The organism is Corynebacterium sp. S5S1, assembly GCF_001913985.1.
In the GTDB taxonomy this organism is placed as follows: domain Bacteria; phylum Actinomycetota; class Actinomycetes; order Mycobacteriales; family Mycobacteriaceae; genus Corynebacterium; species Corynebacterium marquesiae.
The window spans coordinates 19711-42643 of the sequence record NZ_MKXT01000007.1 but is presented as its reverse complement, the minus strand read 5'-3'; the positions used below and the strand labels follow the sequence as shown (position 1 = coordinate 42643).

The following is a 22933-nucleotide window of genomic DNA, read 5'->3' as shown; positions in this document are numbered from 1 at the left end:
TTGACTGTGAAAATAGTAGCGCAGGCACTAGGCGAATTCCTAATTGGGTAGTGTCAGCGGGGGAATGCCCACGTCATCCACAAAATCTGCACCGGGGTGTTCGAATGTTGGCGTGCTTCTCTAGGATGGGGCAGGTGACTACTAATCAGCCTCGACTTCTGCTCATTGACGGCCACTCTATGGCCTTTCGTGCCTTCTATGCCCTGCCGGTGGATAATTTCTCCACCTCGGGAGGTCAGCACACTAATGCCGTGTATGGCTTCTTATCGATGCTCTCTAATATCGTGGCGGAAGAGACCCCCGACGCCATTGCGGTGGCATTCGATGTGGGGCGCAAGACCTTCCGCACTGAGATGTTCCCGGACTATAAGGCCCAGCGCGAGGCCGCGCCGGAGGAATTCAAGGGTCAGGTAGACCTCATTCGCGAGGTGCTCGAGGTACTGGGCATTACCACCCTCTCTCGTGAGAACTTTGAGGCCGATGACATTCTGGCTACTCTCGCAACTGAGGCACAGGACTATGAGACTCTCATCGTTACCGGCGACCGTGACTACCTGCAGTTGGTTAATGAGTCCACGACGGTGCTCTATCCCATGAAGGGCGTATCCACGCTCCACCGCTTTACCCCTTCCGCGGTAGAAGAGAAGTACGGTCTCACCCCCGCGCAGTACCCAGACTTTGCCGCGTTGCGTGGCGATCCTTCCGATAATTTGCCAGGCATCCCAAAGGTAGGTGAGAAGACCGCCACCAAGTGGATAGTCAAGTATGGGGACTTGGCATCCTTGGTAGAGCATGCGGATGAAATTAAGGGTGTGGTAGGCAATAACTTCCGCGAGCGCATTGAACAGGTGCAGATGAATCGCAAGCTCACCCAGATGATTACGGACATGGATCTAGAGGTCGGTCCTGATGACTTGGCCTTTAAGGAAGCCAAGGTCGCCGATGTAGCGGCCAAGTTCGACGACCTGGAGTTTGGTACCAACCTGCGCGATCGCGTACTGGCTGCCATTCCCAATGATGGCGCTGAGGCGGCGGAGCAGTCCGAGGAAGTCCAAGAGCTAGAGACGGTCATCGATGACGAGCCTTTGTCCCAGTGGCTGCCCGGCCGAGAGCATGTCGCGGTGTATGTCCAAGGCGAGGGAACCCCTGGACAGGGCGATGCCTCGGCGATTGCTTTCGTGGACCAAGACCGTCACGGCCTGCAAGTGGAGCTGGGCGATCTTTCTGCCGAGGACGATAAGGCCCTAGCTCAGTGGTTGGCATCTGATGCGCCGAAGTATTTCCACGAGGCAAAGGCGGCCTTTCATATGCTTGCCGGTCGTGGGATAGAGCTGGCCGGCATTGCCCATGACACGGCCCTTGCTGCCTACCTGCTTCGCCCAGGTCAGCGCACTTACGCGCTTGCCGACGTCTACCAGCGCCACCTCCAAAAGACCCTCGGCGCCGCCAGGGAGCAGCTTTCGTTGCTGGACGATTCCTCCCTAGTGGACCAGGCCGCGGCAATTATGGAGCTGGCAGAAAGGCTCACTACGGAGCTGCAGGAGATTGACTCTTTCGAGCTCTATACCGACCTTGAGTTGCCGCTGGTAACCATCCTGGCGCGCATGGAGGTTACCGGAATTGCCGTTGACGTTGACATTCTCGAAACGCAAAAGGATGCCTTTGTAGAGCAAGTTGCCGAGCAAGAGCGTGCTGCCCGCGAGCTTGCCGGCGATGACAAACTCAACCTCAACTCACCCAAGCAGCTACAAACTGTACTCTTCGAGACCTTTGAGCTGCCCAAGACCAAGAAGACGAAGACGGGCTATTCCACCGCGGCCAAGGAGATTGAACAACTCGCGGCTAAGAATCCCCACCCGTTCTTAGACCACCTCTTGGCTCACCGTGAGTACCAGAAGATGAAGACCACCCTCGAAGGTCTAATCAAAACCGTGCAGCCGGATGGGCGCATCCACACCACGTTTAATCAGACGGTGACATCGACTGGCCGCCTGTCTTCTACCGAGCCAAATCTGCAGAATATCCCGGTGCGCACAGAAGCTGGACGACAGATTCGCTCCGCGTTTGTCGTAGGCGAGCGCTACGAAGAACTTATGACCGCGGACTACTCGCAGATTGAGATGCGTGTTATGGCGCACCTCTCCGCTGACCCGGGCCTCATCGAGGCCTACAAGGAAGGCGAAGACCTACACAACTATGTTGGCTCTCGAGTCTTTGACGTTCCCGTTGACCAAGTGACACCCGAACTGCGCCGCCGGGTTAAGGCCATGTCTTATGGGTTGGTATACGGACTTTCCGCTTTCGGTCTATCCCAGCAATTGGGCATTCCGGCGGGGGAGGCAAAGTCCATCATGGAAAGCTACTTTGAGCGCTTTGGCGGCGTGAAGAAGTACCTCGATGAAGTGGTGGTCCAAGCCCGCAAGGATGGCTACACGGCAACGCTCTTTGGCCGTCGCCGCTACTTGCCAGAGCTCAACTCTGATAACCGGCTAGCACGCGAGAACGCGGAGCGCGCAGCGCTTAATGCACCGATTCAGGGCACTGCCGCGGACATTATTAAGGTGGCGATGATTCGCGTGGACCGCGCACTGCAAGGAATGAAGTCTCGCGTGCTGCTTCAGGTGCACGATGAATTGGTAGTCGAAGTCGCCCCGGGTGAGGCCGACACGGTTCAAGAGATTCTCGAGCGAGAGATGGACTCTGCCATCGAGCTCAACGTGCCTCTAGAGGTCTCCGCCGGTGCCGGAAAGGATTGGGATGCCGCAGCCCACTAGCTCGGTTACTTTCTCCCGCCGAGAAAAGGCGCGCCTTAGGCTCGCCTCGCAAGGCCTAACCGTGCCGCGGTGGGAGAGTGCTGAGGAGGTGGTTCGCGCCTTCGGTGTAATACAAGGCCAGGACCTGCATTCTGTGCACCGGTCGCTGGCCTTGCGGGCGGAAGACCACTCAGATGCCGGAAATATTGTGCGTGGATATCCCATGCGCCATACGCTTTTTGCAGCTTCTATCAAGGACATAGGCTGGATAACAGAACTTTGTGCAAAGGGCCGCAAGGGTGATGTTGAACTACGACCGGAGGTGAACAAGCTAATTGATCGTCCACTTTCGCGCGCCGAGCTCAAAGAACGGGCTGCTACAACGTTGCCCGAGGTGCCTTTCTGGCATGTTGTGCGCGTAGCAATGGAAAGCGGTCACGCCGTCTACTGTGGAGCCGAGCAGCTCATCACACCCGTGGACCTGTCGGGGTTAGACGAAGCTTTCAATGGAGACAAGGTCGCAGCTACCGCTGACCTAATGGTCCGGTATTTCCGCACTCATGGCCCAGCGAGGCTGCGGGACTTTGCTTGGTGGACAAAGCTACCGCAAAGCCTAATAAGGCCAGCAGCTGAAAACCTTCCCCCTGATATCGTGCGGTGTGGGGAAGAATCCCAGGAACTTGCTTCGGCTGAGGTAGTGGAAATGGCCGAAGCACGAAACAAGCAATCGGTATTGCTGCTGGGGGCATTTGACGAGTACATCTTGGGTTATCAAGACCGTCTATTTGCGATGACGAAGGAAGTCCACGAGACACTCGTTCCTGGAAACCGCGGGGTATTTCGCCGCGCCATCGTTGTGGATGGACAGGTCCGCGGAACCTGGAATAAACAAGCTATTGAAGACCTGGGCATGCCCGACTATGCAGTGAGGAAGGTTCAGAAGTTATGGCGGGATGCGAACTAAGTTTTTAGGGAGCCTCTTCTGCGCAGAAAAAGTTATGAGTGTAAGCCGAAAAGCCAAGAAGGGAATTGCCGAGCAGTGACATTAGAAGACAAGACGAATAAGTGGACACTCCGCTTCTTTGAAACCCTCTGGGCCATTCAAGTAAACTTTCTTGCCATCGATATAGCTGACCTCGGCCTCGAACAGTTCCTTGCAGAGCATAAGGCCTATGCCATCGGGTACGGAATGATTGCGGTGGGGTATTTTGTGGGCGCCATGACTTTCGCCCGTGTGGCGCCTAACTCGAAAATCAGGAGACTTACGGCCGCTGCGGTGATGGTTGTAGCTACGGCACTAGCGTTCCTCTTTCCGTCCGCGTGGATGTTTGCTGCGTTGGTTATTTTCGCACTTGCTTATTACCTCTGGCCGCGAAAAGAAGGCGTGTCCATCTGAGGTCGGCGCTCCACTAGGCAATTGGCCAGCATATCGAAGGGAGTCTGGCCGAAGGCGAGGACACAGGCGCTCAAAACGCCTAGCAATAGCGGCATGATGAACGGCAATCCTGTCAGCGTGAGCAGGGAGAGTAGCAGCCAAGAATTGCGCAGGCAGGCTGCGCGCCATCCGGGGTGGGTAGCGATGATCTCCAACTTGAGCGACCACTTACCCAGCGACGTCGCCTTGGTGGCCTCCGCCCATACGCGGTAGGCATAAAAGACTAGGGCGAGGGCTATGGCATTGTAAACTTCGAGGGCTTGGCCGGTTAAGGGGGCTTCGGCAAGTGCATTGATTGCCCAGCGCGCCACAACGATAACGGCCGCTGCCAAGAAAGCGTCGATCCACCAGGCGAGGCCGCGACGCAGGAGTAGGCCAATTCGATCCAGAATCATGCCCATAGGTTAGCGGCAATTCCGGCAGACGAAAATGATCGTGCCCGGGAATATCTCGCCGCGCTCCGGCGACCATTGGCCCCACGTAGTGGTGAGATCCTTAGGCCATTCGGACTCGATGATGCGCTCGATGAGGTACGGACCTTCACCCTGTAAAGCCTGAAACCAGTCGGCGATGGTGCGATGGAACTCCGCATAGGTGAGGTTGCCATCGCGGTCTTGCTCCAGGTAAGCACGATCGAAATAACTGATATCGGCTGTCAGATCGGTGGGGTCATCAGGGAATATCCAGCGCATCGGGTGGTTGGCCGAAAGGACAAAGCGACCGGATGGTTTAAGAACGCGGGAGACTTCACTTAAGGCTAAGTCAAGGTTGGCAAGGAAGGGAAAGGCTCCGAACGCTGAAAATGCGGCGTCGAAAGAGTCCGTGGCGTAGGGGAGCGACAGTGCATCGGCCTGCGTTAAGGGGAGTCCGGGTGCAGCATGGTTGAGCATGCCGCGGGAAATATCGAAACCGGTGGCGAAGTGCGCGCGTGTCTGGAGCCAGTGGGTACATGGGGCGGAGCCGCAGCCAATTTCGAGGACGGAGGAAGCCGAGACGTCGCCTAGCAAGTGGGCTTGCTCTTCGTGGAGCATTTCTGGGCACCAGTAAAAGGAAGATAGGTAGTCGGGGTGCTCGGCGTGGTAGTTGGCGGCGTCGCTATCCCAGTAGGCCTGGTTTGCGTGCGAGGGGGAAGTCACGGTGGAAGAAATTCCTTTGCGAAGTAGTTGGTCCGTGTATTTGCCCTTTTAGCTGGACAGATGTAGTGTTAAACGGGCGTGTCTATGCCGCGGGTTGTTCTAAGCCCCTGTAGGAAGGCTTTAAGCAATCACGAGGCGGGATCGATTATTTCTCTTTTTAGCTGCATTTGCGCAGCTTAGCAAGCTTTTTTCGAGAGACGCGCAGTTGTCCAATTTCGATTTCCTACATTTATTCGGAGCATTTTTAAATATGCCATCTTCTAACACCCCGCAGGTTGCGATTAACGATATCGGAACCGCAGAGGACTTCCTCGCAGCTGTAGACGCCACCATCAAGTACTTCAACGATGGTGACATTGTCGAGGGTACTGTCGTCAAGGTTGACCACGACGAGGTACTGCTGGACATCGGATACAAGACCGAAGGTGTTATCCCTTCCCGCGAGCTGTCCATCAAGCACGACGTCAACCCGGACGAGGTTGTTGAGGTCGGCGATGAGGTTGACGCACTTGTTCTCACCAAGGAGGACAAGGAAGGTCGTCTGATCCTGTCCAAGAAGCGTGCGCAGTACGAGCGTGCATGGGGCGCCATCGAGGAGCTGCAGGCCAAGGAAGAGCCTGTTACCGGTACCGTTATCGAGGTTGTCAAGGGCGGCCTCATCCTGGATATCGGCCTGCGTGGCTTCCTGCCTGCATCCCTCGTTGAGATGCGTCGCGTCCGTGACCTGGAGCCGTACATCGGCCAGGAGCTGGAAGCTAAGATCATCGAGCTGGACAAGCAGCGCAACAACGTTGTCCTCTCCCGCCGTGCATACCTCGAGCAGACCCAGTCCGAGGTTCGCTCCGAGTTCCTGCACCAGCTGCAGAAGGGCCAGGTCCGCAAGGGCGTTGTTTCCTCCATCGTCAACTTCGGCGCCTTCGTCGATCTCGGCGGTGTCGACGGCCTGGTTCACGTTTCCGAGCTGTCTTGGAAGCACATTGACCACCCATCTGAGGTTGTCACTGTTGGTGACGAGGTAACCGTTGAGGTTCTGGACGTCGATCTGGACCGCGAGCGCGTTTCCCTGTCCCTGAAGGCTACCCAGGAAGATCCGTGGCGCGTATTCGCCCGCACCCACGCTGTGGGCCAGATCGTTCCGGGCAAGGTGACCAAGCTCGTTCCGTTCGGCGCCTTCGTTCGCGTCGAGGAGGGCATCGAGGGCCTCGTTCACATCTCCGAGCTGGCTCAGCGCCACGTCGAGGTTCCGGACCAGGTTGTCACCGTTGGCCAGGAAGTTATGGTCAAGGTCATCGACATCGATCTCGAGCGTCGTCGTATCTCCCTGTCCGTTAAGCAGGCAGACGAGGACTACACCGAAGAGTTCGATCCGTCCAAGTACGGCATGGCTGACTCCTACGACGAGCAGGGCAACTACGTCTTCCCTGAGGGCTTCGACCCTGAGACCAACGAGTGGAAGGAAGGCTTCGACGAGCAGCGTCAGGCTTGGGAGGCACGCTACGCAGAGTCCGAGCGTCGCTTCAACCTGCACACCGCTCAGATCGAGCGCAACCGCGCCGCAGCCGCTGAGGCTGCTGAGTCTGCAGAGTCCTCCAACTACTCCTCTGATTCCTCCGATGCAGCTCCGGCATCCGAGACTCAGGCAGAGGTTGGCGGCTCCCTGGCTTCCGACGAGCAGCTCGCTGCACTGCGCGACAAGCTGGCTGGCAACTAAAGCTTTCGCTTAGTTTCCGCTAAGCCTTAGGGCTTTGCTCACCGCCGCGCCCACTTCATCACCTAGATGGGGTGGGCGCGGCTTTTGTGATCTTATAGACAATTTGTGCAAACGTTTGCCAGATTGTTTACTGCCTCTAGGTGGTTGACCAGCGACGAAGTAAAAGCAAATAGAAAAACTCCCCGGCAAGTCCACAAAACGGGCTTTTGTTCATGTGGGAATCCTCTTATACTCAAGTGTGACGTTATAGCCAGTGCAGTACTGGTTATAAGTGGTATCGAATTGAGGAGTAAGAAGTGGCATCTATCAAGGACACTTCCGCCCACATCGTTGAAAGTATTGGCGGCGCCGACAACATCACGTCGCTGACGCACTGTGCGACGCGCTTGCGCTTTCAACTTGCTGATGCGGGGAGAGTTGATCAAGAAAAGCTCGATAGCGATCCAGCGGTGCTTGGCACCGTGCCGCAGGGCGCTCACGGCTACCAGGTAGTCATGGGCGGCGGCGTTGCTGACTACTACAACGAGATCATCAAACAGCCCGGTGTGCATGCCTCCAGCGACAAAGAGGCGTCCTCCAAGAAGGAATATGACGGGGTTCGCGGTAAGTACGACTGGGTGGATTACTGCTTCGAGTTCCTTTCTGATACCTTCCGCCCTGTTCTGTGGGCGTTGCTTGGTGCCTCACTCATCATCATGTTGCTGATCCTGGCAGACACCGCGCACATTCAGGATTTCCGCGCTCCGCTGGAGGAACAGCCGGAAGGCTTCCGCTTGGCTCACGCCATGTACCAGTCGGTCTTCTACTTCTTGCCGGTGATGGTCGGTGCGACCGCGGCCCAAAAGTTGGGTGCGAATATGTGGGTCTCCGCGGCTATTCCCGCAGCTCTGCTGACTCCTGAATTTATGTCGCTGGGTGAGCAAGGCGATACGGTCAACGTATTTGGCCTGCCGCTGGTTATTAACTCTTATGGCTCCCAGGTTTTCCCGCCCATTTTGGCCGCAATCGGCCTGTACTGGGTGGAAAAGGGGCTAAAGAAGATTATTCCTAGCGCGGTTCATATGGTCTTCGTGCCGTTCTTCTCTCTGCTCATTATGATTCCGGCAACGGCCTTCTTACTCGGCCCGTTCGGCATTGGCGTGGGCAACGGCATTTCCTGGATCCTGTACCAGATCAATGATTTCTCGCCGTTCATCTTGGCTATCGTTATTCCGCTGCTGTACCCGTTCCTCGTTCCGATGGGCTTGCACTGGCCGCTGAACGTCATCATGATTCAGAACATCGCAACCTACGGCTACGACTTCATTCAGGGCCCGATGGGCGCATGGAACTTCGCTTGCTTCGGCGTCGTAGGCGCGGTCATGGTTATCTCCTTCAGGGAGAAGAACAATGCCATGCGCCAGGTTTCTATCGGTGCCTTCGCTGCGGGCATGCTCGGTGGCGTGTCGGAGCCTTCCCTCTACGGTATCTTGTTGCGATTCCGCCGCAGCTACTACCGGTTGCTGCCAGGTTGTGCGATAGGCGGCGCCATCATCGGTCTCTTCGATGTCCGCGCTGAGGCCTTCGTCTTTACCTCTGCGTTGACCACTGGCGCTATGACCCCGCAGCTGGGTTACGTACTTGGTATCGCGGCTGCGTTCCTTACCTCTTTCTTCCTGACCTTGTTCTTCGGCTACCGCACTGCAGAGGAAAAGCAGGAAGACTTGGAGCGCATCGCTCGCGAACAGGGCGAATCTGTGGAGGACGTAGCTGCTCGTTCGGAGTTTAAGCCCACCAATGCTGGGAAGGAAGAGTCCTCGAATGCGGGTGGCGCAGTTGCTGCCAGCGCTGCGGGCGCTGCTGCTACTGGTGTTGCCGCCAAGCAGGCTGGCAAGGACGACATCGTGCTGGATTCCCCTCTGGAAGGCGAGGCAGTAGATCTTTCGGAGGTTCCGGATCCTATCTTCGCAGGCGCAAAGCTGGGGCCTGGCATGGCTGTCCAGCCAACTGGCAATACCGTCTATGCGCCTGCCGACGGCAAGGTGCTCACCGTTCAAAAGTCCGGCCATGCGGTAGGCCTAAGCCTCGACAATGGCGTGCAGCTGCTCATTCACGTAGGTCTCGATACCGTTGAGCTGGGAGGCGAGGGCTTCGATGTGCACGTGGAAAAGAAGCAACGCATATCCGCAGGTGACAAGTTGATTAGCTTTGACCCGGAATTCATTCGTTCCAAGGGCTATAACTTGATTACTCCAGTTGTGGTCACTAACGCCACTAAGTTCGGCGCGGTCTCCGGCGAAGCCGGCCAGGTTACCCTGAATGATGATTTGCTCCGCATTCCACCGAAGCCAGAGGAAGCAGCGGAATAAGGGATCGCTGACACCTATAGCGACAGAGGAATCCCACATCATCGCGTATGGTGGGGTTCCTTTTCGCGTAGGGTGGCTGCCATGAAACTCATTGGGCTTACAGGTGGTATTGGCAGTGGCAAGTCAACAGTCGCGAGGATCTGCCGCGAACGCGGATGGGAAGTGGTCGATGCCGATGGCATTGCGCGCGACGTCGTCAAGCCCGGGCGGCCTGCGTTAGCGGAGCTGGTGTCAGCATTTGGAGAAGATATTTTGCTGGCAGATGGCAGCCTTAACCGCAAGGAATTGGCTCGGCGAGCCTTTGCGGACAAGGAACACACCGAGTTGTTGAATTCCATTACCCATCCACGCATCCAAGCGGAAACGCAGCGCCAATTCGCGGCGGCACGTGAAGATGGCTATGATTTTGCGGTTTACGATATGCCGCTTTTGGTTGATAACGGCTTAGACAAAGACATGGACTACGTCATCGTGGTGGACGTGGCGGTAGAAGAGCGCGTCCGTCGCCTCGTAGCTTCACGCGGGTTGGAAGAGGAAGACGCGCGCCGTCGCATTGCAGCGCAGGTACCTGATGAGGTGCGATTGGCCGCGGCTACGCACGTCATTGACAACAATGGCACGTTGGAGCAGTTGCGCGCGCGAGCGGCCGAGGTCATGGACCGCATAGAAGCGGACTCTTAGATGCGGAGTCACCCAAACTTTAACCGTTGGGCGGTTAGAGTTTACGCAGTTTAGAAGTTGTGTTAACTTCCGCGTCTTAAGCTACTCGCCGTGGGAACGTGGGATACTGGACCTTTTGATAATCACGCTGCGCGAGAACTGCTCGCTAGCCTGCGTGATGGTTCTTTCGATCTCACAGCCTTTCAGAAGTCATGTGCCGAGGAGCCCTTAGACTCCGATGACGCGGAAACCATGATCGCGCTGGGCGCTCTGTTAAAGCTGAAGGCTGATGCACTGCCGGAAGGCATTCACCGCGAGGATCTTGCACCCCTGTATACACCGCAGTCTAAAGCATGGTTGCGTCGCCGCATTAATAGTGCAATGCGCCCAGAGACGTCTTCTGTCTATGCGCTGTGGGAGACCACCGGCGAGCTGGAAGAGTGGCTGCGCACCGCGCAGGACTCCTTGCCGTGAACATAGCTAGCCGCGCCATATAAGCAGTAGAGTAGTGGGCATGGCTTTTGCTGCTGAACATCCTCTTATTCCAAATTCCGAGCACCGCGTCGTCAGCGAGGTCGAGCGCACCCCAGGTGAGTTTCAGGTTGTCTCTGAATACGAACCGGCCGGCGACCAGCCCGCTGCTATTGCAGAGCTCAATGAGCGCCTCAACCGCGATGAGCGCGATGTAGTACTCATGGGTGCTACCGGTACAGGTAAGTCCGCCACAGCTGCATGGTTGATCGAAAAACAGCAGCGACCCACGCTGGTGATGGCACCAAATAAGACCCTGGCAGCGCAGCTAGCGAACGAGCTGCGCCAACTTTTGCCGCATAACGCGGTGGAGTACTTCGTTTCTTATTATGACTATTACCAGCCAGAGGCTTATATTGCGCAGACGGATACCTATATTGAGAAGGATTCGTCTATCAACGAGGATGTAGAGCGCCTGCGCCACTCGGCCACCTCGGCGCTGCTGTCCCGCCGGGACGTGGTGGTTGTGTCCTCGGTGTCCTGCATCTATGGCTTGGGTACACCGCAGTCCTATTTGGATCGCTCGGTCATTATTTCCGTGGACGAGGAGCTAGACCGGGACCGCTTCCTCCGTTTGTTGGTGGATATCCAATACGAACGCAACGACGTAGGATTTACCCGCGGCACCTTCCGCGCCAAGGGCGACACGGTCGATATCATTCCGGCGTATGAGGAACGTGCGGTGCGCATTGAATTCTTCGGCGATGATATTGATTCTCTCTACTACATTCATCCCGTCACTGGCGATGTCATCGAGGAAGTAGATGAGGTGCGCATCTTTCCCGCGACCCACTACGTGGCCGGACCTGAACGCATGGAAAAGGCCGTAGCTGCCATCAAAGAGGAATTGGCCGAGCGCCTGGACGATCTAGAAAACCGCGGCAAACTGCTGGAGGCACAACGACTTCGCATGCGCACCGAATACGATCTAGAAATGATCGAGCAGGTAGGTTTTTGCTCCGGCATCGAGAACTACTCCCGCCACGTCGATGGCCGTCCAGCCGGTTCCGCGCCGGCTACGCTGCTGGATTACTTTCCCGAGGATTTTCTCACCATTATTGACGAGTCTCACGTCACGGTCCCACAGATTGGCGGCATGTTCGAGGGCGATATGTCCCGCAAGCGCAATCTGGTGGAATTCGGTTTCCGTCTGCCCTCCGCGGTGGATAACCGCCCGCTGACCTTCGATGAGTTTGAACAACGCGTGGGACAAACCGTCTACATGTCCGCCACCCCTGGCGACTTTGAACTTACGTCCTCGGACGGTGAGTACGTGGAGCAGGTGATTCGCCCAACTGGTCTGGTGGATCCGAAGGTTACCGTCAAACCTACGAAGGGCCAGATTGATGATCTCATCGATGAGGTACGCACCCGCATTTCGCAGCAAGAGCGAGTCCTGGTGACCACGCTGACTAAACGCATGGCAGAAGACCTCACCGATTACTTGTTGGAGCAAGGCATTAAGGTGCGCTACTTGCACTCGGATATCGATACCTTGCAGCGCGTCGAGCTTTTGCGGCAATTGCGCCTCGGCGAGTTTGATGTGCTGGTGGGCATTAACCTCCTGCGTGAGGGCCTTGACCTCCCCGAGGTATCGCTCGTTGCCATCTTGGATGCAGACAAGGAAGGCTTCTTGCGCTCTACCACCTCGCTCATCCAGACCATTGGCCGTGCTGCCCGTAACGTCTCTGGCGAGGTGATTATGTATGCCGATAAAATCACCGATTCGATGCACGAGGCAATCGAGGAGACGGAGCGGCGCCGCGAAAAGCAAATAGCCTATAACAAGGAACACGGCATTGACCCGCAGCCTTTGCGGAAGAAGATTGCCGATATCCTTGACCAAGTCTATGAAGACGGCGGGGACGAAGAGTCTAACTCTGATCCCTCTACAGTGGTGGAGAAGCGGGATATTTCCAGCATGGCTACCGATGAGGTGCAGGCGCTTATCGATGACCTCTCGGCCCAAATGGGTGCCGCCGCGCGCGAGCTTAAATTTGAACTGGCTGGTCGTCTGCGCGATGAGATTGCTGATCTAAAGAAGGAATTGCGTGGATTGAAGGAAGCGGGAATTTAGTTTTCTCCCCCTGAAAGTGATGATTGGCTCCGAGGGTACTTTTCTAAAAGGCTGCGCTAGTTATACTGGATAAGTGCCAGAAGCGCCGTTTAGTTGTCACTGCGAAATAGTTCAACTGCAAGGAGAATAATGCTTACTTATAAAAACATTGCCGTCGGCACCGATGGCTCTGAAACCTCCCTGCGCGCAGTCCGCGCTGCGGCGTCCATGGCACGGGCGTACGACGCTAAGCTGATTATTATCTCAGCTTTTTATAACCACGCTGGATCCATGCTTGGTGCTCCGAGGGGCGACGAAGCCGGTCTGCCCGTTGTAAGTGAGGACATGGCCGGTACCTACCTGACCAATGCCACCCGTATCGCCGAGTCGGAGGGTGCGGAACACATTGAGATCGTAGGGAAATCTGGAGACCCAGTAAAAGCCTTGTTGGAAGTAGGCCAGGACTATGACGTGGACCTGTTCGTGGTGGGAAACCGCGGCGTGAATTCCGTTCGTGGTCGAGTCTTCGGTTCTGTCCCAACGGAACTAACCCACAAGTCAAAGGTGGACGTCGTCGTAGTTAATACCAGCGAGAAACGTTAATCCTTTTTCGTTGTTACACTGGCAGTAATGCCTCTGTAGGCTAAATAAACACTCTGGGTACACACCCACAAAGAAAGGTCATCATGAGCGACTACAACTCGATCGTTGTCGGTACTGACGGTTCTAAGTCTTCTCTCCTCGCTGTAGAGCGAGCAGCTAAGATCGCCGCTGCTTTCGATTCCAATCTGATTATCGGTTGTGCTTACTACGAAAACCAGGAGCAGGCTTCCAAGACCCTGCGTCAGGATTCCGTAACCATTTTGGGCGATGAGAAGGCGGGGGAAAACCTCAAGGAGGCTAAGGCACACGCTGAGAAGTTCGGCGCTTCCAAGGTCGAAACCGCTGTTCGCCCGGGCACCCCAGTGCAGGCCCTGATGTCCATCGTCAACGACAACCATGCTGACCTGCTTATCGTGGGCAACCGCGGCATCAACTCCCTGACCGGTCGTCTGCTGGGCTCCGTGCCAGCAGACGTTGCTCGCCAGTCTGACTGCGATGTAATGATCGTTCACACCGTCAGCTAAAAGCGGTGATTAAAACCCGCCTTGGTCTTGTTCTGGAAAGACCAAGGCGGGTTTCGTCGTTAAGCGCAGCTTAGTCCTTAGGGTGTGCGGCGTTGAATGCGGCGGCGATGGCGTTACCGTTCGCGCCCTGAATCAAGGGGATAGAGAAGTCGCCCTCCTCATTGGCAGCGGCCAAAGGGCTCAGCGAGCCGTGGGAGAGCAACTGCTCCTGCGGGCTCAGATTGCGGATGAGCACAGAGTGAATCCGGTCCGGATGCTCATTAGCCACATCGCCGTAGGTCAATGGATCATGTTGTCCGTCATCGCCAATGAGAATCCATTGCATATCCGGGTAGGCAATGAGCAGATTGCGCAGCTGAACACGCTTGTGCTCCTGACCGCTGCGGAAAAGTCCCGTCTCCGTTGGGCCCCAGTCCGTCAGCAGCATGGGACCCGCGGGGAAACCATGGTGAGACAGGAATTTCTTGAGCGAGCCAAAAGTATTCCACGCGCCCGTAGATAGATAAAATACTGGGGCTTGGGGGAAGCGCTGTTGTAGTTGAGCATAGAATTCGGCCATTCCGGGAACGGCCTGTCGCTTGCTAGGGCGCTTGGCCCAGGAATTCCACGCCGCGGTGAGCGCACGCGGCAGCCACGTGACAAGCACCGTGTCATCGATATCGCTAACAATGCCGATCTTGGCCGCCGGATCAACGATAAGTAGTTGGGCCTCCACGGCATTCGCGTTTGCGGCCTCGATTGTTGCCGTATGCCACCCGGGCTCTAATCCGTGGTCATGGACTAGTAAGTCAATGTATCCGTTTCGATCGGTGGTGCCGGTGACAGTCTTTTCCCCAATAGTTACCGAAACGTCGTGGTGTTCTACTTGAATGGTGAGAAACTGCTGGTAGCCGCGCTTGCCCCATGTATCCCTTTTGCCTTCATCAGGATCGTGCATGAGTACGCGGCCGAAGACTCTCACCTGTTCGGTGGTGCCATAACCTGTATATCCCACAATCAGGGGCTGCCACCCACCCCGTTGGGAGCGTTTCAAGGTAAAGGAATTTAGCGAGCTTTCAGCTTTGCGCATGATGTCAGATAAGGCCATAGCATGAAGCTTACGGGAGCCTAAAGAACTTCGCCGCAGTCACCGACGAGCGTGAGCGATTGAGTGGCACGAGTGATGCAGACATAGAGGTTCTGCAATCCCTGTGGGGAGGCGTCCACGATGCGCTGCGGATCGAGCACGACCACGTGGTCAAACTCGAGGCCCTTGTAGTGCTCCGCCGTAGCGGCGTCAATAACCGCGGTGAGCCTGCCGTCCTCTTCGCTGTGTACTCCAGGGGTGCAGGTGCCGTGCTCAAGCCGGCGGACCTGCACTCCATCACGGATGGCTGTCGCCGGAATGGCGTCAGGGTTAATCATTTCCAATAGTCCATTGGCCAAATCCGTGATGGGCTGCGGGGTGCGATAGTTGACGGTAAGAAAATGGTGACGAAAGCGTTGAGCCACAAAAGGCTCGAGAGTCTCGCCCCAGTCATCAACACCTGCTGGGGAACCAGTCTGGGAGGTATCACCCACCAAAGTCATCCACCGGGAAGGGCAGCGGCGGAAGAGCATTCGCCACTCCATAGGTGTTAATTCCTGGGCCTCGTCCACGATGATGTGACCATAAGCCCACGTATGGTCTTCGCGGGCGCGTTGGGCAGTGGTGCGTTTATCGCGTACTTCCTGGCGGTGCGCCAGGGTCTCGGCGTCGATGACATCGTGGGCAGAGAGGATTTCTGCTTCAAACATGTCATCATCATTATCTGTGGACTCGGAGGAGGACAAGATATCCAATGCGTCTTCCGCATCAGCCACTTGCTCACGCCACGCGGCATCATCGGCTGCCTTCTTTTCTTCAGGGTTGGGCAGGCCGATGAGGACGGCAAGCTCGTCTAACAAGGCCGCATCCGAATCCGTCCATGCTCGTCCATCTGCCCGGTAGAGCGCTTCTTGGGTTTCTTCGTCATATCCGTGCGCGGCATAAGCGATGCGCTCGCGCGAGGAGACTAGTGCAGCAAGTACATCTGTGGGGTGTAGTTCGGGCCAAAACTCATCGATCAAGGCAGTGACGGCCGCGTCCTCAGCAAGGTCATCGTGGAATTGATCGATATCGGCGCGCGAAAGAAGATTCTTTCCGCCAAGCGGATCGGCACCTACCGTGTCTGCCATCTGCTGGGCTAGGTCTTCTACGAGGTGCTCAATGAAGGCACCACGCGCCTCATTGTGTGGCTTTCGCGAGCGCCGGGCACGTGTGCGGGCGCTTTTCACCATGTTTGGCGTGACGCTTAGGGTAAGGCCGTCGACTGCTAGCTCACGGGGGGCGTCGGGAAGCAGCTGGTAGTCCTTGACCGCGGTGGAGAGGATTTCCACCATAGCGTCGCTACCCTTGATTTCCCGAGCTACGAGGTCTTCCTCGTGGCTTGGTTCAATTCCAGGGAAGAGCCCACCAATGGTTGAGAGCACCACGCCGGTCTCACCCAGTTCGGGGAGCACGCGCGAAATATAGTCCAAGAAGCTGCTATTGGGACCAACGATGAGTACGCCCGTGGCAGAAAGTAGCTCGCGGTGGGTATAGAGCAGATAAGCAACGCGATGCAGCGCAACTGCGGTTTTACCGGTACCGGGGCCGCCTTCTACCACCATCACGCCGCGGGTGTTATCGCGGATAATCTCGTCCTGCTCCCGCTGAATGGTCTCCACAATGGAGGCCATGTGGCCCGTGCGGGCTCGCTGCATAGCGTGATAGAGAGCGGATTCGCTCGCTACGCCGGTCTCTTCTTCACGCACGCCAGGGCCAGACAGAACCTCATCATGAATTCCGGTGACGGTGCGCCCTTTGGTCCGGATTTGGCGGCGGGTGTGTACGCCTTCTGGTTGGGCGGTGGTAGCGAGATAGAAGGGCCGTGCCATGGGGGCACGCCAATCTAGAAGGAGCGTGCGATAGTCATCTTCACGCGCATCGAGTCCCATGCGGCCGATGTAGCGGCGATCTAGGCCTTCCGAGGTGGGATTGTCACCTGGGGCATCGATGTCGATGCGGCCAAAGACCAAACCCATTTGGGCCACATTGAGACGATCCAGCTTGGCTTGGAGCCCGTGGTATTCCGTTTCGCGGCGCACCAAGGCATCCGCGTCCGGGGTGGAAGGATCTACGTCCGCCTGCACCTCATTAAGCCGTTCATTTGCCGCGGCCACCTCATCGTCGAGGCGGGAGAATAGGCCGTCCACATAATCTTGCTCCGTAGCGATGGCTTCGCGCTCCGAGGAACCTTCGGCCGCCGCGTGCTTATTGGATGCTGAGTTCACGTGACTCCTTGGTGATTGGACGTTGATGGGGTGGAAGGTGCCGGGCACGCTGTCCGGCGAGGGGGAGAGATGAGTTTAGACTCTGCTGTGACAAAGAACAACGGCCCAGCATAAGGCTGGGCCGTTGAGTCATCGCCGAGATAGTCGGCCGAGGAAGATGTGGCTACTTAGAGCGCTTTTCCAGCTTCTTGATAGCTGCCTCAATCTTCTTATTTGCCTCCTGCTGTAGCTTGTCAGCGTGCTTGGAGGCCTTCTTGTTTGCGCGCTTGGACTTTGCGCCATCCAGCTTGGCGACGGCCTTATCGGCACGTGCCTGAGCCTTGGTAGCTGCCTTCACCGCACGGGTACGGGCGATGTCGCGATTAGCTTGCGCGGCCTCGAGCCAGTCACCCTTATTGTCATCAACATAAGTCTTGGCGTTGTCGACCGAGTCCTCAATGAAGGACTTGGCGTTGCCCAGCAAGTCGCGGCCAGACTCCTGCCAATCGTCCTTGTTGTCCTCTACGTAGGTCTTGGCATCGTCAACATAGGACTTTGCGGTATCTAGCAGACCACGGCCGGTGGACTGCCAGTCATCCTTGTTGTCGTCTACGTAAGCCTGTGCCTTGGCAGAGGTCTCGTTGATCCAGTCGCCGGCCTTGGAAGACAGCTCGTTAGCACGGGCAGAGAGCTCTTCGCGCTTCTGCTCGGATTCAGACTTAGTAGGCAGCGCCTGCTGAATCTTTTTGTTCGTGCGCTTGCCGGCCTTCTGCGCGCGCCAACGCAGGGAAGGCTTGCCCTCGGTGTCCTGGGTAGCGATAAACAGGGCGCCGAGCAAAGCGGTGTTGGTAACGAATCCGTTGCGGCGGGATTCCTTGTCTTCCTTGTTGTCTGCAGCCCAGAAGTTGTTCTTGCCAATCAGGTTGGGCAGGGTAGCGGCCGCCAGTACCGCAGCGGAAGTGCGCGGTGCCTTGCCCAGAGCCAAGGTGGAGCCCGCGCCTACCTTAGCGCCGCCAATGGCGCGGGTAACTAGTTCTGGGTCATTGGGGATGTAGCCCTGGTACTCAGAAGGAACGGCCTTGCGCACGGTCTTGAGGAAACCCTCGGTTTCCTTCACGTGCTCGGACGCGTTGCGCAGGTTGTCTACGCCTTCCCATACAAATACGGATGCCAGCATGGGGCGGGCAAGCTTGCGAATCATAGTCCTTAAAGCTCCTTAGCTCGTTGTTCTAGACCTATCGTGTGCTAGACCATTGTACGCGGAAATTAGCCACTGGATCACCAGCGGCGTTCCCACCAGTCACCAAGCTTGGGGCGCTCCTCGCCCAAGGTCGTGGACTTGCCGTGTCCTGGGCGCACGATCGTATTGTCGGGGAACTCATCAAAGATGCGCGCCGTAACGTCCTTATAAAGGCGTACGAAGTCACCCTCAGAGGTGGTCTTGCCCAGGCCGCCGGGGAAGAGGGAATCGCCTACAAAGAGGTTGGTGACGCCATCGATGCTTGCAACCAGAGCTGCCCCGCCGGGGGTGTGGCCGCGCAAGATGATGACTGGCAGCTGAAGACCCGCGAACTCGATGGAATCGCCCTCGCGCAGCTCCACGTCTACCTCAGCCGGGATGGCGGGGGAATCCAGGAAGGAGGCGTAGTGAGTGGAACCCGTTTCGGACAAAATCTCCTCGAGTGCGCGCACGTGATCCCAGTGGCGGTGCGTCGTGAGAACCGCGGTAATTTTCACTCCGGCTTTGCGGGCCATGTCGAGGATTGCGGGGGCGTCATCGGCGGCGTCGACAAGCAAGCCCTCTTCGCCCGCCTGTAGGAGGTAGCAGTTATTGTCCATCTCGGACACGGAAATCTGATGTAGCTGAAGCTCGTTAGTCATGTTTCCTAGCCTACGGGTACATTCGAGGGGAGATTGCAATCCCTAGTACTGGAGGTCTGAGCACAGTGGCTGATCGTTTGGTGGTGCGCGGTGCCCGCGAGCACAACCTCAAGGGCGTGGATATCGATATCCCCCGCGATAAAATGGTTGTTTTTACCGGTCTATCCGGCTCCGGTAAATCTTCGCTGGCCTTTGACACCATCTTTGCTGAAGGTCAGCGACGCTACGTGGAATCCTTGAGTTCTTATGCCCGCATGTTCTTAGGGCAGATGGACAAGCCGAACGTGGAATTTATTGATGGCCTGTCACCCGCGGTGTCCATTGATCAAAAATCCACCAACCATAATCCACGTTCTACGGTGGGCACGATCACGGAGATCTACGACTATCTGCGCTTGCTATTTTCCCGTGCTGGTACCCCGCACTGCCCAAAATGCGATGCGGTGATTGAGCGCCAAACACCGCAGCAGATTGTGGATGCGGTGCTGGATCTGGAAGAAAAGCTGAAATTCCAGGTGCTTGCACCGGTAGTGCGCAAGCGCAAGGGCGAGTTTGTGGATCTTTTCCAAGACCTGTCGGCTCAGGGTTATTCCCGCGTGCGAGTGGATGGAGAGACCCATCAGCTCAGCGATCCTCCCAAGCTAAAGAAGCAGATCAAGCACAATATTGAAGTAGTGGTTGATCGCTTGCAGGTAAAGGCCTCGCAGAAGCAACGTTTAACGGATTCGGTGGAAACGGCCCTGCGCTTGGCGGATGGCCTAGTCACCATCGAGTTCGTGGATAGGGAGGAGCTCACCCACACGTACTCGGAGAAGGCCGCCTGCCCGAATGGCCATACGCTGACCATCGAAGAGTATGAGCCCCGTGCTTTTTCTTTCAATGCCCCGTTTGGTTCTTGCCCGGTGTGTGACGGTTTAGGTACCAAGCTGGAAGTCGATGTTGACCTGCTTATTCCGGATCCAGAGGCCCCGGCGGTTGATGCGATTCAGCCGTGGCACTCCTCTCCCAACTCCCGCTACTTTGTCAAGCTAGTGGAGGGACTGGGTAAGACAATGGGGTTTGACCCTAAGACGCCAGTGAACGAATTGACCAAGGAGCAGCGCCACGCGCTCATCTATGGCACGGACGAGGAGGTGCAGGTTCGGTACAAGAACCGCTACGGGCGCCAGCGCAATTGGACCGCGCCGTTTGAGGGCGCGACCGGTTTCATTCACCGCAAGCTGGAAACGACCGATTCTCAGTCCCAAAAAGACCGCCTGCTGCAGTACACCCGCCGCGTGCCGTGCAGCACCTGTAAAGGCACGCGCTTGAAGCCGGAGATCTTGGCTGTCCGCTTGGCTTCTACTACTCATGGTGAGCAGTCCATTGCGGGACTGTGTGCGCTTTCGATTGAGGATGCCTCTGAATTCCTGGACTCTTTGGTGCTGGGACACCGCGAGGAAATCATTGCCGGTGCGGTACTCAAGGAAACCCAGGCTCGGTTGCGCTTCCTTCTGGACGTCGGTCTGAATTACCTGACCCTGGATCGCGGCGCATCCACGCTTTCGGGCGGCGAGGCACAACGCATCCGTTTGGCTACGCAGATTGGTTCCGGTTTGGCCGGTGTACTTTATGTGCTCGATGAACCTTCCATTGGTTTGCACCAACGCGATAACCACCGGCTTATTAAGACGCTGCAGCGTTTGCGCGATATTGGCAATACCCTCATTGTGGTCGAGCATGATGAAGACACCATTCGGGAGTCCGATTGGCTCGTAGATGTGGGCCCGCGTGCCGGTGAATATGGTGGCGAGGTGGTCTACCAAGGCGAACCGGTGGGAATTGAAAAGGTAGAGGAGTCCCTTACTGGCCAGTATTTATCTGGCAAGAAGGTGCTCGCAGTCCCGGATCACCGCCGCGAGATCGACAAGGACCGCACCCTGAAAGTCGTGGGTGCGCGCGAGAATAACCTCAAGGGCATAAACGTCGAAATCCCGCTGGGAGTGCTGGCGTGCATTACCGGCGTTTCCGGCTCGGGTAAATCCACCGTGGTCAATGAGATTTTGGCCAAGACCTTGGCCAATAAGCTCAACCGTGCCCGCCAGGTCCCCGGCCGTGCCAAGCGCGTCGAGGGCGTGGAGCACCTAGATAAGCTGGTCCAGGTAGACCAGAGCCCGATTGGCCGTACCCCGCGTTCCAACCCGGCGACCTATACGGGCGTCTTTGACAAGATCCGAAACCTTTTTGCCGAAACCCAAGAGGCCAAGGTCCGCGGCTACAAGGCCGGCCGCTTCTCCTTCAATGTCAAGGGTGGGCGCTGCGAGGCATGCCAAGGCGATGGCACCATCAAGATCGAGATGAACTTCCTGCCGGACGTGTATGTTCCGTGTGAGGTGTGTGAGGGCGCTCGCTATAACCGCGAGACCTTGGAGGTGCACTACAAGGGCAAGAACATCGCCGAGGTACTCGACATGCCAATATCTGAGGCAGCGGACTTCTTCGAGCCCATCAACTCGATTCACCGCTACCTTGCCACGCTTGTCGACGTCGGTTTGGGCTACGTTCGCCTCGGCCAAGCCGCTACTACGCTTTCGGGCGGTGAGGCGCAACGCGTTAAGCTCGCCTCGGAGCTGCAAAAGCGCACCAACGGTAGGACCATCTACATCTTGGACGAGCCGACCACTGGTCTGCACTTTGAGGACATTCGCAAGTTGATGTTGGTTATCCAAGGCCTCGTAGACAAGGGCAATTCGGTGCTTGTCATCGAGCACAACCTCGATGTCATCAAGGCTGCGGACTGGATCGTGGATATGGGGCCGGAAGGCGGCGCCGGCGGTGGCACCGTAGTCGCCCAAGGCACCCCGGAAGATGTTGCGCAGGTGGAAGGCTCCTATACCGGAAGGTACCTAAAGGAAATGTTGAAGTAGGGACACAGTGAATAGTTACAGTCTCGGCGTCAGCCTGCTGGCAGCGCTCACTCTGTTTACGGTGAGTGCCTGCTCTAGCGATCCTGAGACTGAGAAGGCCTCAGCACCCGCGACGGCCTCTCCGGCACCCAACCCGGACTCAGTGCGCACACAGCTTGACCGTGCAGTGGACAAGACCGCAAGGAAGTACCACGCCAAGGTTGGGGTCGCTATTTCAGCCGGCGATGACGCCATTGCTGTGGGCGATAAGGGCAAGGGTCCTGTCTGGTCCACCATTAAGGTGCCAATCGCTATCGCGGCGCTGAAAGACGGCGCGGATAAAAGCCTGGTTGACTTGGCAATCAAGGAATCCGATAACGATGCCGCCTACTCCTTGTGGTCCCAGGTGCAATGGCACGAAGGCTCCGCCGATAAGGCCGTAGAGGAATTGCTCGAAGACTATGGATCGCACGCGGATATCCATAACACCGCCTTCGGCTACTCCACGTGGTCATTGAAAGACCAAGCAGTCTTCGGTGCTGAATTGCCTTGCATCGAGGAGGCGGACTACGTCCACAAGGTACTCAAAGACATTGTGTCCTGGCAGAAAATTGGCCTGTCGAAAGAGAAGCGAACCCGCGCCAAAAGTGGCTGGGGCTTGGACGAGGACGAAAATGAGTACACCTACCGCCAATTTGGTGTTCATGAGGTTACCGGAAAGCGCGTCGGTGTCGCGTTATCTGTGGTTACCGATGGCGAGGATTATGCCAAAGCTGAGCCAGCGGTAAAGTACCTCGCCCATGAAATGGTGGGCATCGTTGATAGAGGGGTAAAGAAGGGCATTATTAAACCAGCTGCCCATTGCAAGGACAGCTAAGCGAGTTGCAATTTGGTGGAAAGAGTAGAAGCTGCTATCCTCAAAGCCACTACCGCCCATGACGCCTTTTCAAGGTTTGTGGGTCACAAGCGGAGTATCTCCCACCCGATGCCGCGAATACCGTTCGTAGGATAAAGGTAAAGGTAACCAAGCAAACGTGCTTGGCACTGTGAGAACTCCCGGCTGTCTTTGGCAGACCGGGTTTGATTCGTTTGTGGTCC

At 56.7% G+C, this 22933-nt stretch carries 18 protein-coding genes; 12 read left to right on the top strand and 6 right to left on the bottom strand.

All coding sequences use genetic code 11. The annotated features are described in order from the left end of the window. Positions 1-104: 104 nt before the first annotated feature. The 3 genes from polA to BKN05_RS04295 all read left to right on the top strand — a co-directional run bounded on the left by polA (position 105) and on the right by BKN05_RS04295 (position 4149). Positions 105-2774, top strand: a complete 2670-nt coding sequence (polA, locus tag BKN05_RS04305; protein ID WP_396334658.1) for a DNA polymerase I — start codon at positions 105-107, stop codon at positions 2772-2774. Then, positions 2758-3717: a DNA glycosylase AlkZ-like family protein gene (locus BKN05_RS04300; RefSeq protein ID WP_198492967.1), complete on the top strand. Its 960-nt coding sequence runs from the start codon at positions 2758-2760 to the stop codon at positions 3715-3717. Before polA ends, BKN05_RS04300 begins: the two co-directional genes overlap by 17 nt. A 75-nt stretch (positions 3718-3792) precedes the next feature. Next, positions 3793-4149, top strand: coding sequence for a hypothetical protein (locus BKN05_RS04295; RefSeq protein WP_225747016.1), 357 nt, complete (start codon positions 3793-3795; stop codon positions 4147-4149). On the opposite strand, the gene BKN05_RS04290 is transcribed toward BKN05_RS04295, so the two are convergent. After that, positions 4113-4583, bottom strand: a complete 471-nt coding sequence (locus BKN05_RS04290) for an RDD family protein (protein WP_225747015.1) — start codon at positions 4581-4583, stop codon at positions 4113-4115. The two genes, BKN05_RS04295 and BKN05_RS04290, sit on opposite strands and share 37 nt — an antisense overlap. 9 nt (positions 4584-4592) lie before the next feature. Continuing rightward, complete coding sequence (locus tag BKN05_RS04285) at positions 4593-5324, bottom strand: class I SAM-dependent methyltransferase (RefSeq protein WP_286688028.1); 732 nt, start codon at positions 5322-5324, stop codon at positions 4593-4595. A gap of 250 nt (positions 5325-5574) precedes the next feature. Between BKN05_RS04285 and rpsA the strand changes: the two genes are divergently transcribed. The 7 genes from rpsA to BKN05_RS04250 all read left to right on the top strand — a co-directional run bounded on the left by rpsA (position 5575) and on the right by BKN05_RS04250 (position 13757). Continuing rightward, positions 5575-7035, top strand: coding sequence for a 30S ribosomal protein S1 (gene rpsA / locus BKN05_RS04280; RefSeq protein WP_023021654.1), 1461 nt, complete (start codon positions 5575-5577; stop codon positions 7033-7035). Positions 7036-7331: 296 nt separating this feature from the next. Further along, entirely contained in the window at positions 7332-9383 is a 2052-nt protein-coding gene (locus BKN05_RS04275; RefSeq protein WP_286688027.1) for a glucose PTS transporter subunit IIA, read from the top strand. Positions 9384-9464: 81 nt separating this feature from the next. Beyond that, the gene (gene coaE, locus BKN05_RS04270; RefSeq protein ID WP_286688026.1) at positions 9465-10064 is read left to right on the top strand and encodes a dephospho-CoA kinase; all 600 of its coding nucleotides are present in this window, start codon (positions 9465-9467) and stop codon (positions 10062-10064) included. Positions 10065-10154: 90 nt separating this feature from the next. Continuing rightward, positions 10155-10517: a DUF4259 domain-containing protein gene (locus BKN05_RS04265; RefSeq protein ID WP_198492973.1), complete on the top strand. Its 363-nt coding sequence runs from the start codon at positions 10155-10157 to the stop codon at positions 10515-10517. A 40-nt stretch (positions 10518-10557) separates the two neighbouring features. Next, positions 10558-12651: an excinuclease ABC subunit UvrB gene (gene uvrB / locus BKN05_RS04260; RefSeq protein ID WP_286688025.1), complete on the top strand. Its 2094-nt coding sequence runs from the start codon at positions 10558-10560 to the stop codon at positions 12649-12651. Between the two features lie 129 nt (positions 12652-12780). Further along, on the top strand, positions 12781-13233 hold the full coding sequence (locus tag BKN05_RS04255) for a universal stress protein (protein WP_005323274.1): 453 nt from the start codon (positions 12781-12783) through the stop codon (positions 13231-13233). Between the two features lie 83 nt (positions 13234-13316). Beyond that, complete coding sequence (locus tag BKN05_RS04250; protein ID WP_198492976.1) at positions 13317-13757, top strand: universal stress protein; 441 nt, start codon at positions 13317-13319, stop codon at positions 13755-13757. Between the two features lie 70 nt (positions 13758-13827). Here the strand turns inward: BKN05_RS04250 and BKN05_RS04245 are convergent, their stop codons facing one another. From BKN05_RS04245 to BKN05_RS04230, 4 genes are all read right to left on the bottom strand, one after another. Continuing rightward, entirely contained in the window at positions 13828-14844 is a 1017-nt protein-coding gene (locus BKN05_RS04245; protein ID WP_198492977.1) for an App1 family protein phosphatidate phosphatase, read from the bottom strand. 20 nt (positions 14845-14864) lie between these two features. Beyond that, positions 14865-17090: a HelD family protein gene (locus BKN05_RS04240; RefSeq protein WP_286688024.1), complete on the bottom strand. Its 2226-nt coding sequence runs from the start codon at positions 17088-17090 to the stop codon at positions 14865-14867. Positions 17091-17253: 163 nt separating this feature from the next. Beyond that, positions 17254-18270, bottom strand: coding sequence for a DoxX family protein (locus tag BKN05_RS04235; protein ID WP_198492979.1), 1017 nt, complete (start codon positions 18268-18270; stop codon positions 17254-17256). A 77-nt stretch (positions 18271-18347) separates the two neighbouring features. Continuing rightward, positions 18348-18950 (bottom strand): MBL fold metallo-hydrolase, encoded by a 603-nt coding sequence (locus BKN05_RS04230; protein WP_198492980.1) that lies wholly within the window; start codon positions 18948-18950, stop codon positions 18348-18350. Between the two features lie 65 nt (positions 18951-19015). Between BKN05_RS04230 and uvrA the strand changes: the two genes are divergently transcribed. Then, positions 19016-21856 carry an excinuclease ABC subunit UvrA gene (gene uvrA, locus BKN05_RS04225; protein ID WP_286688023.1) on the top strand — a complete coding sequence of 947 codons (2841 nt, stop codon included), beginning with the start codon at positions 19016-19018 and terminating at the stop codon, positions 21854-21856. A gap of 7 nt (positions 21857-21863) precedes the next feature. Next, positions 21864-22712: a serine hydrolase gene (locus tag BKN05_RS04220; protein ID WP_225747008.1), complete on the top strand. Its 849-nt coding sequence runs from the start codon at positions 21864-21866 to the stop codon at positions 22710-22712. Positions 22713-22933 lie beyond the last annotated feature (221 nt).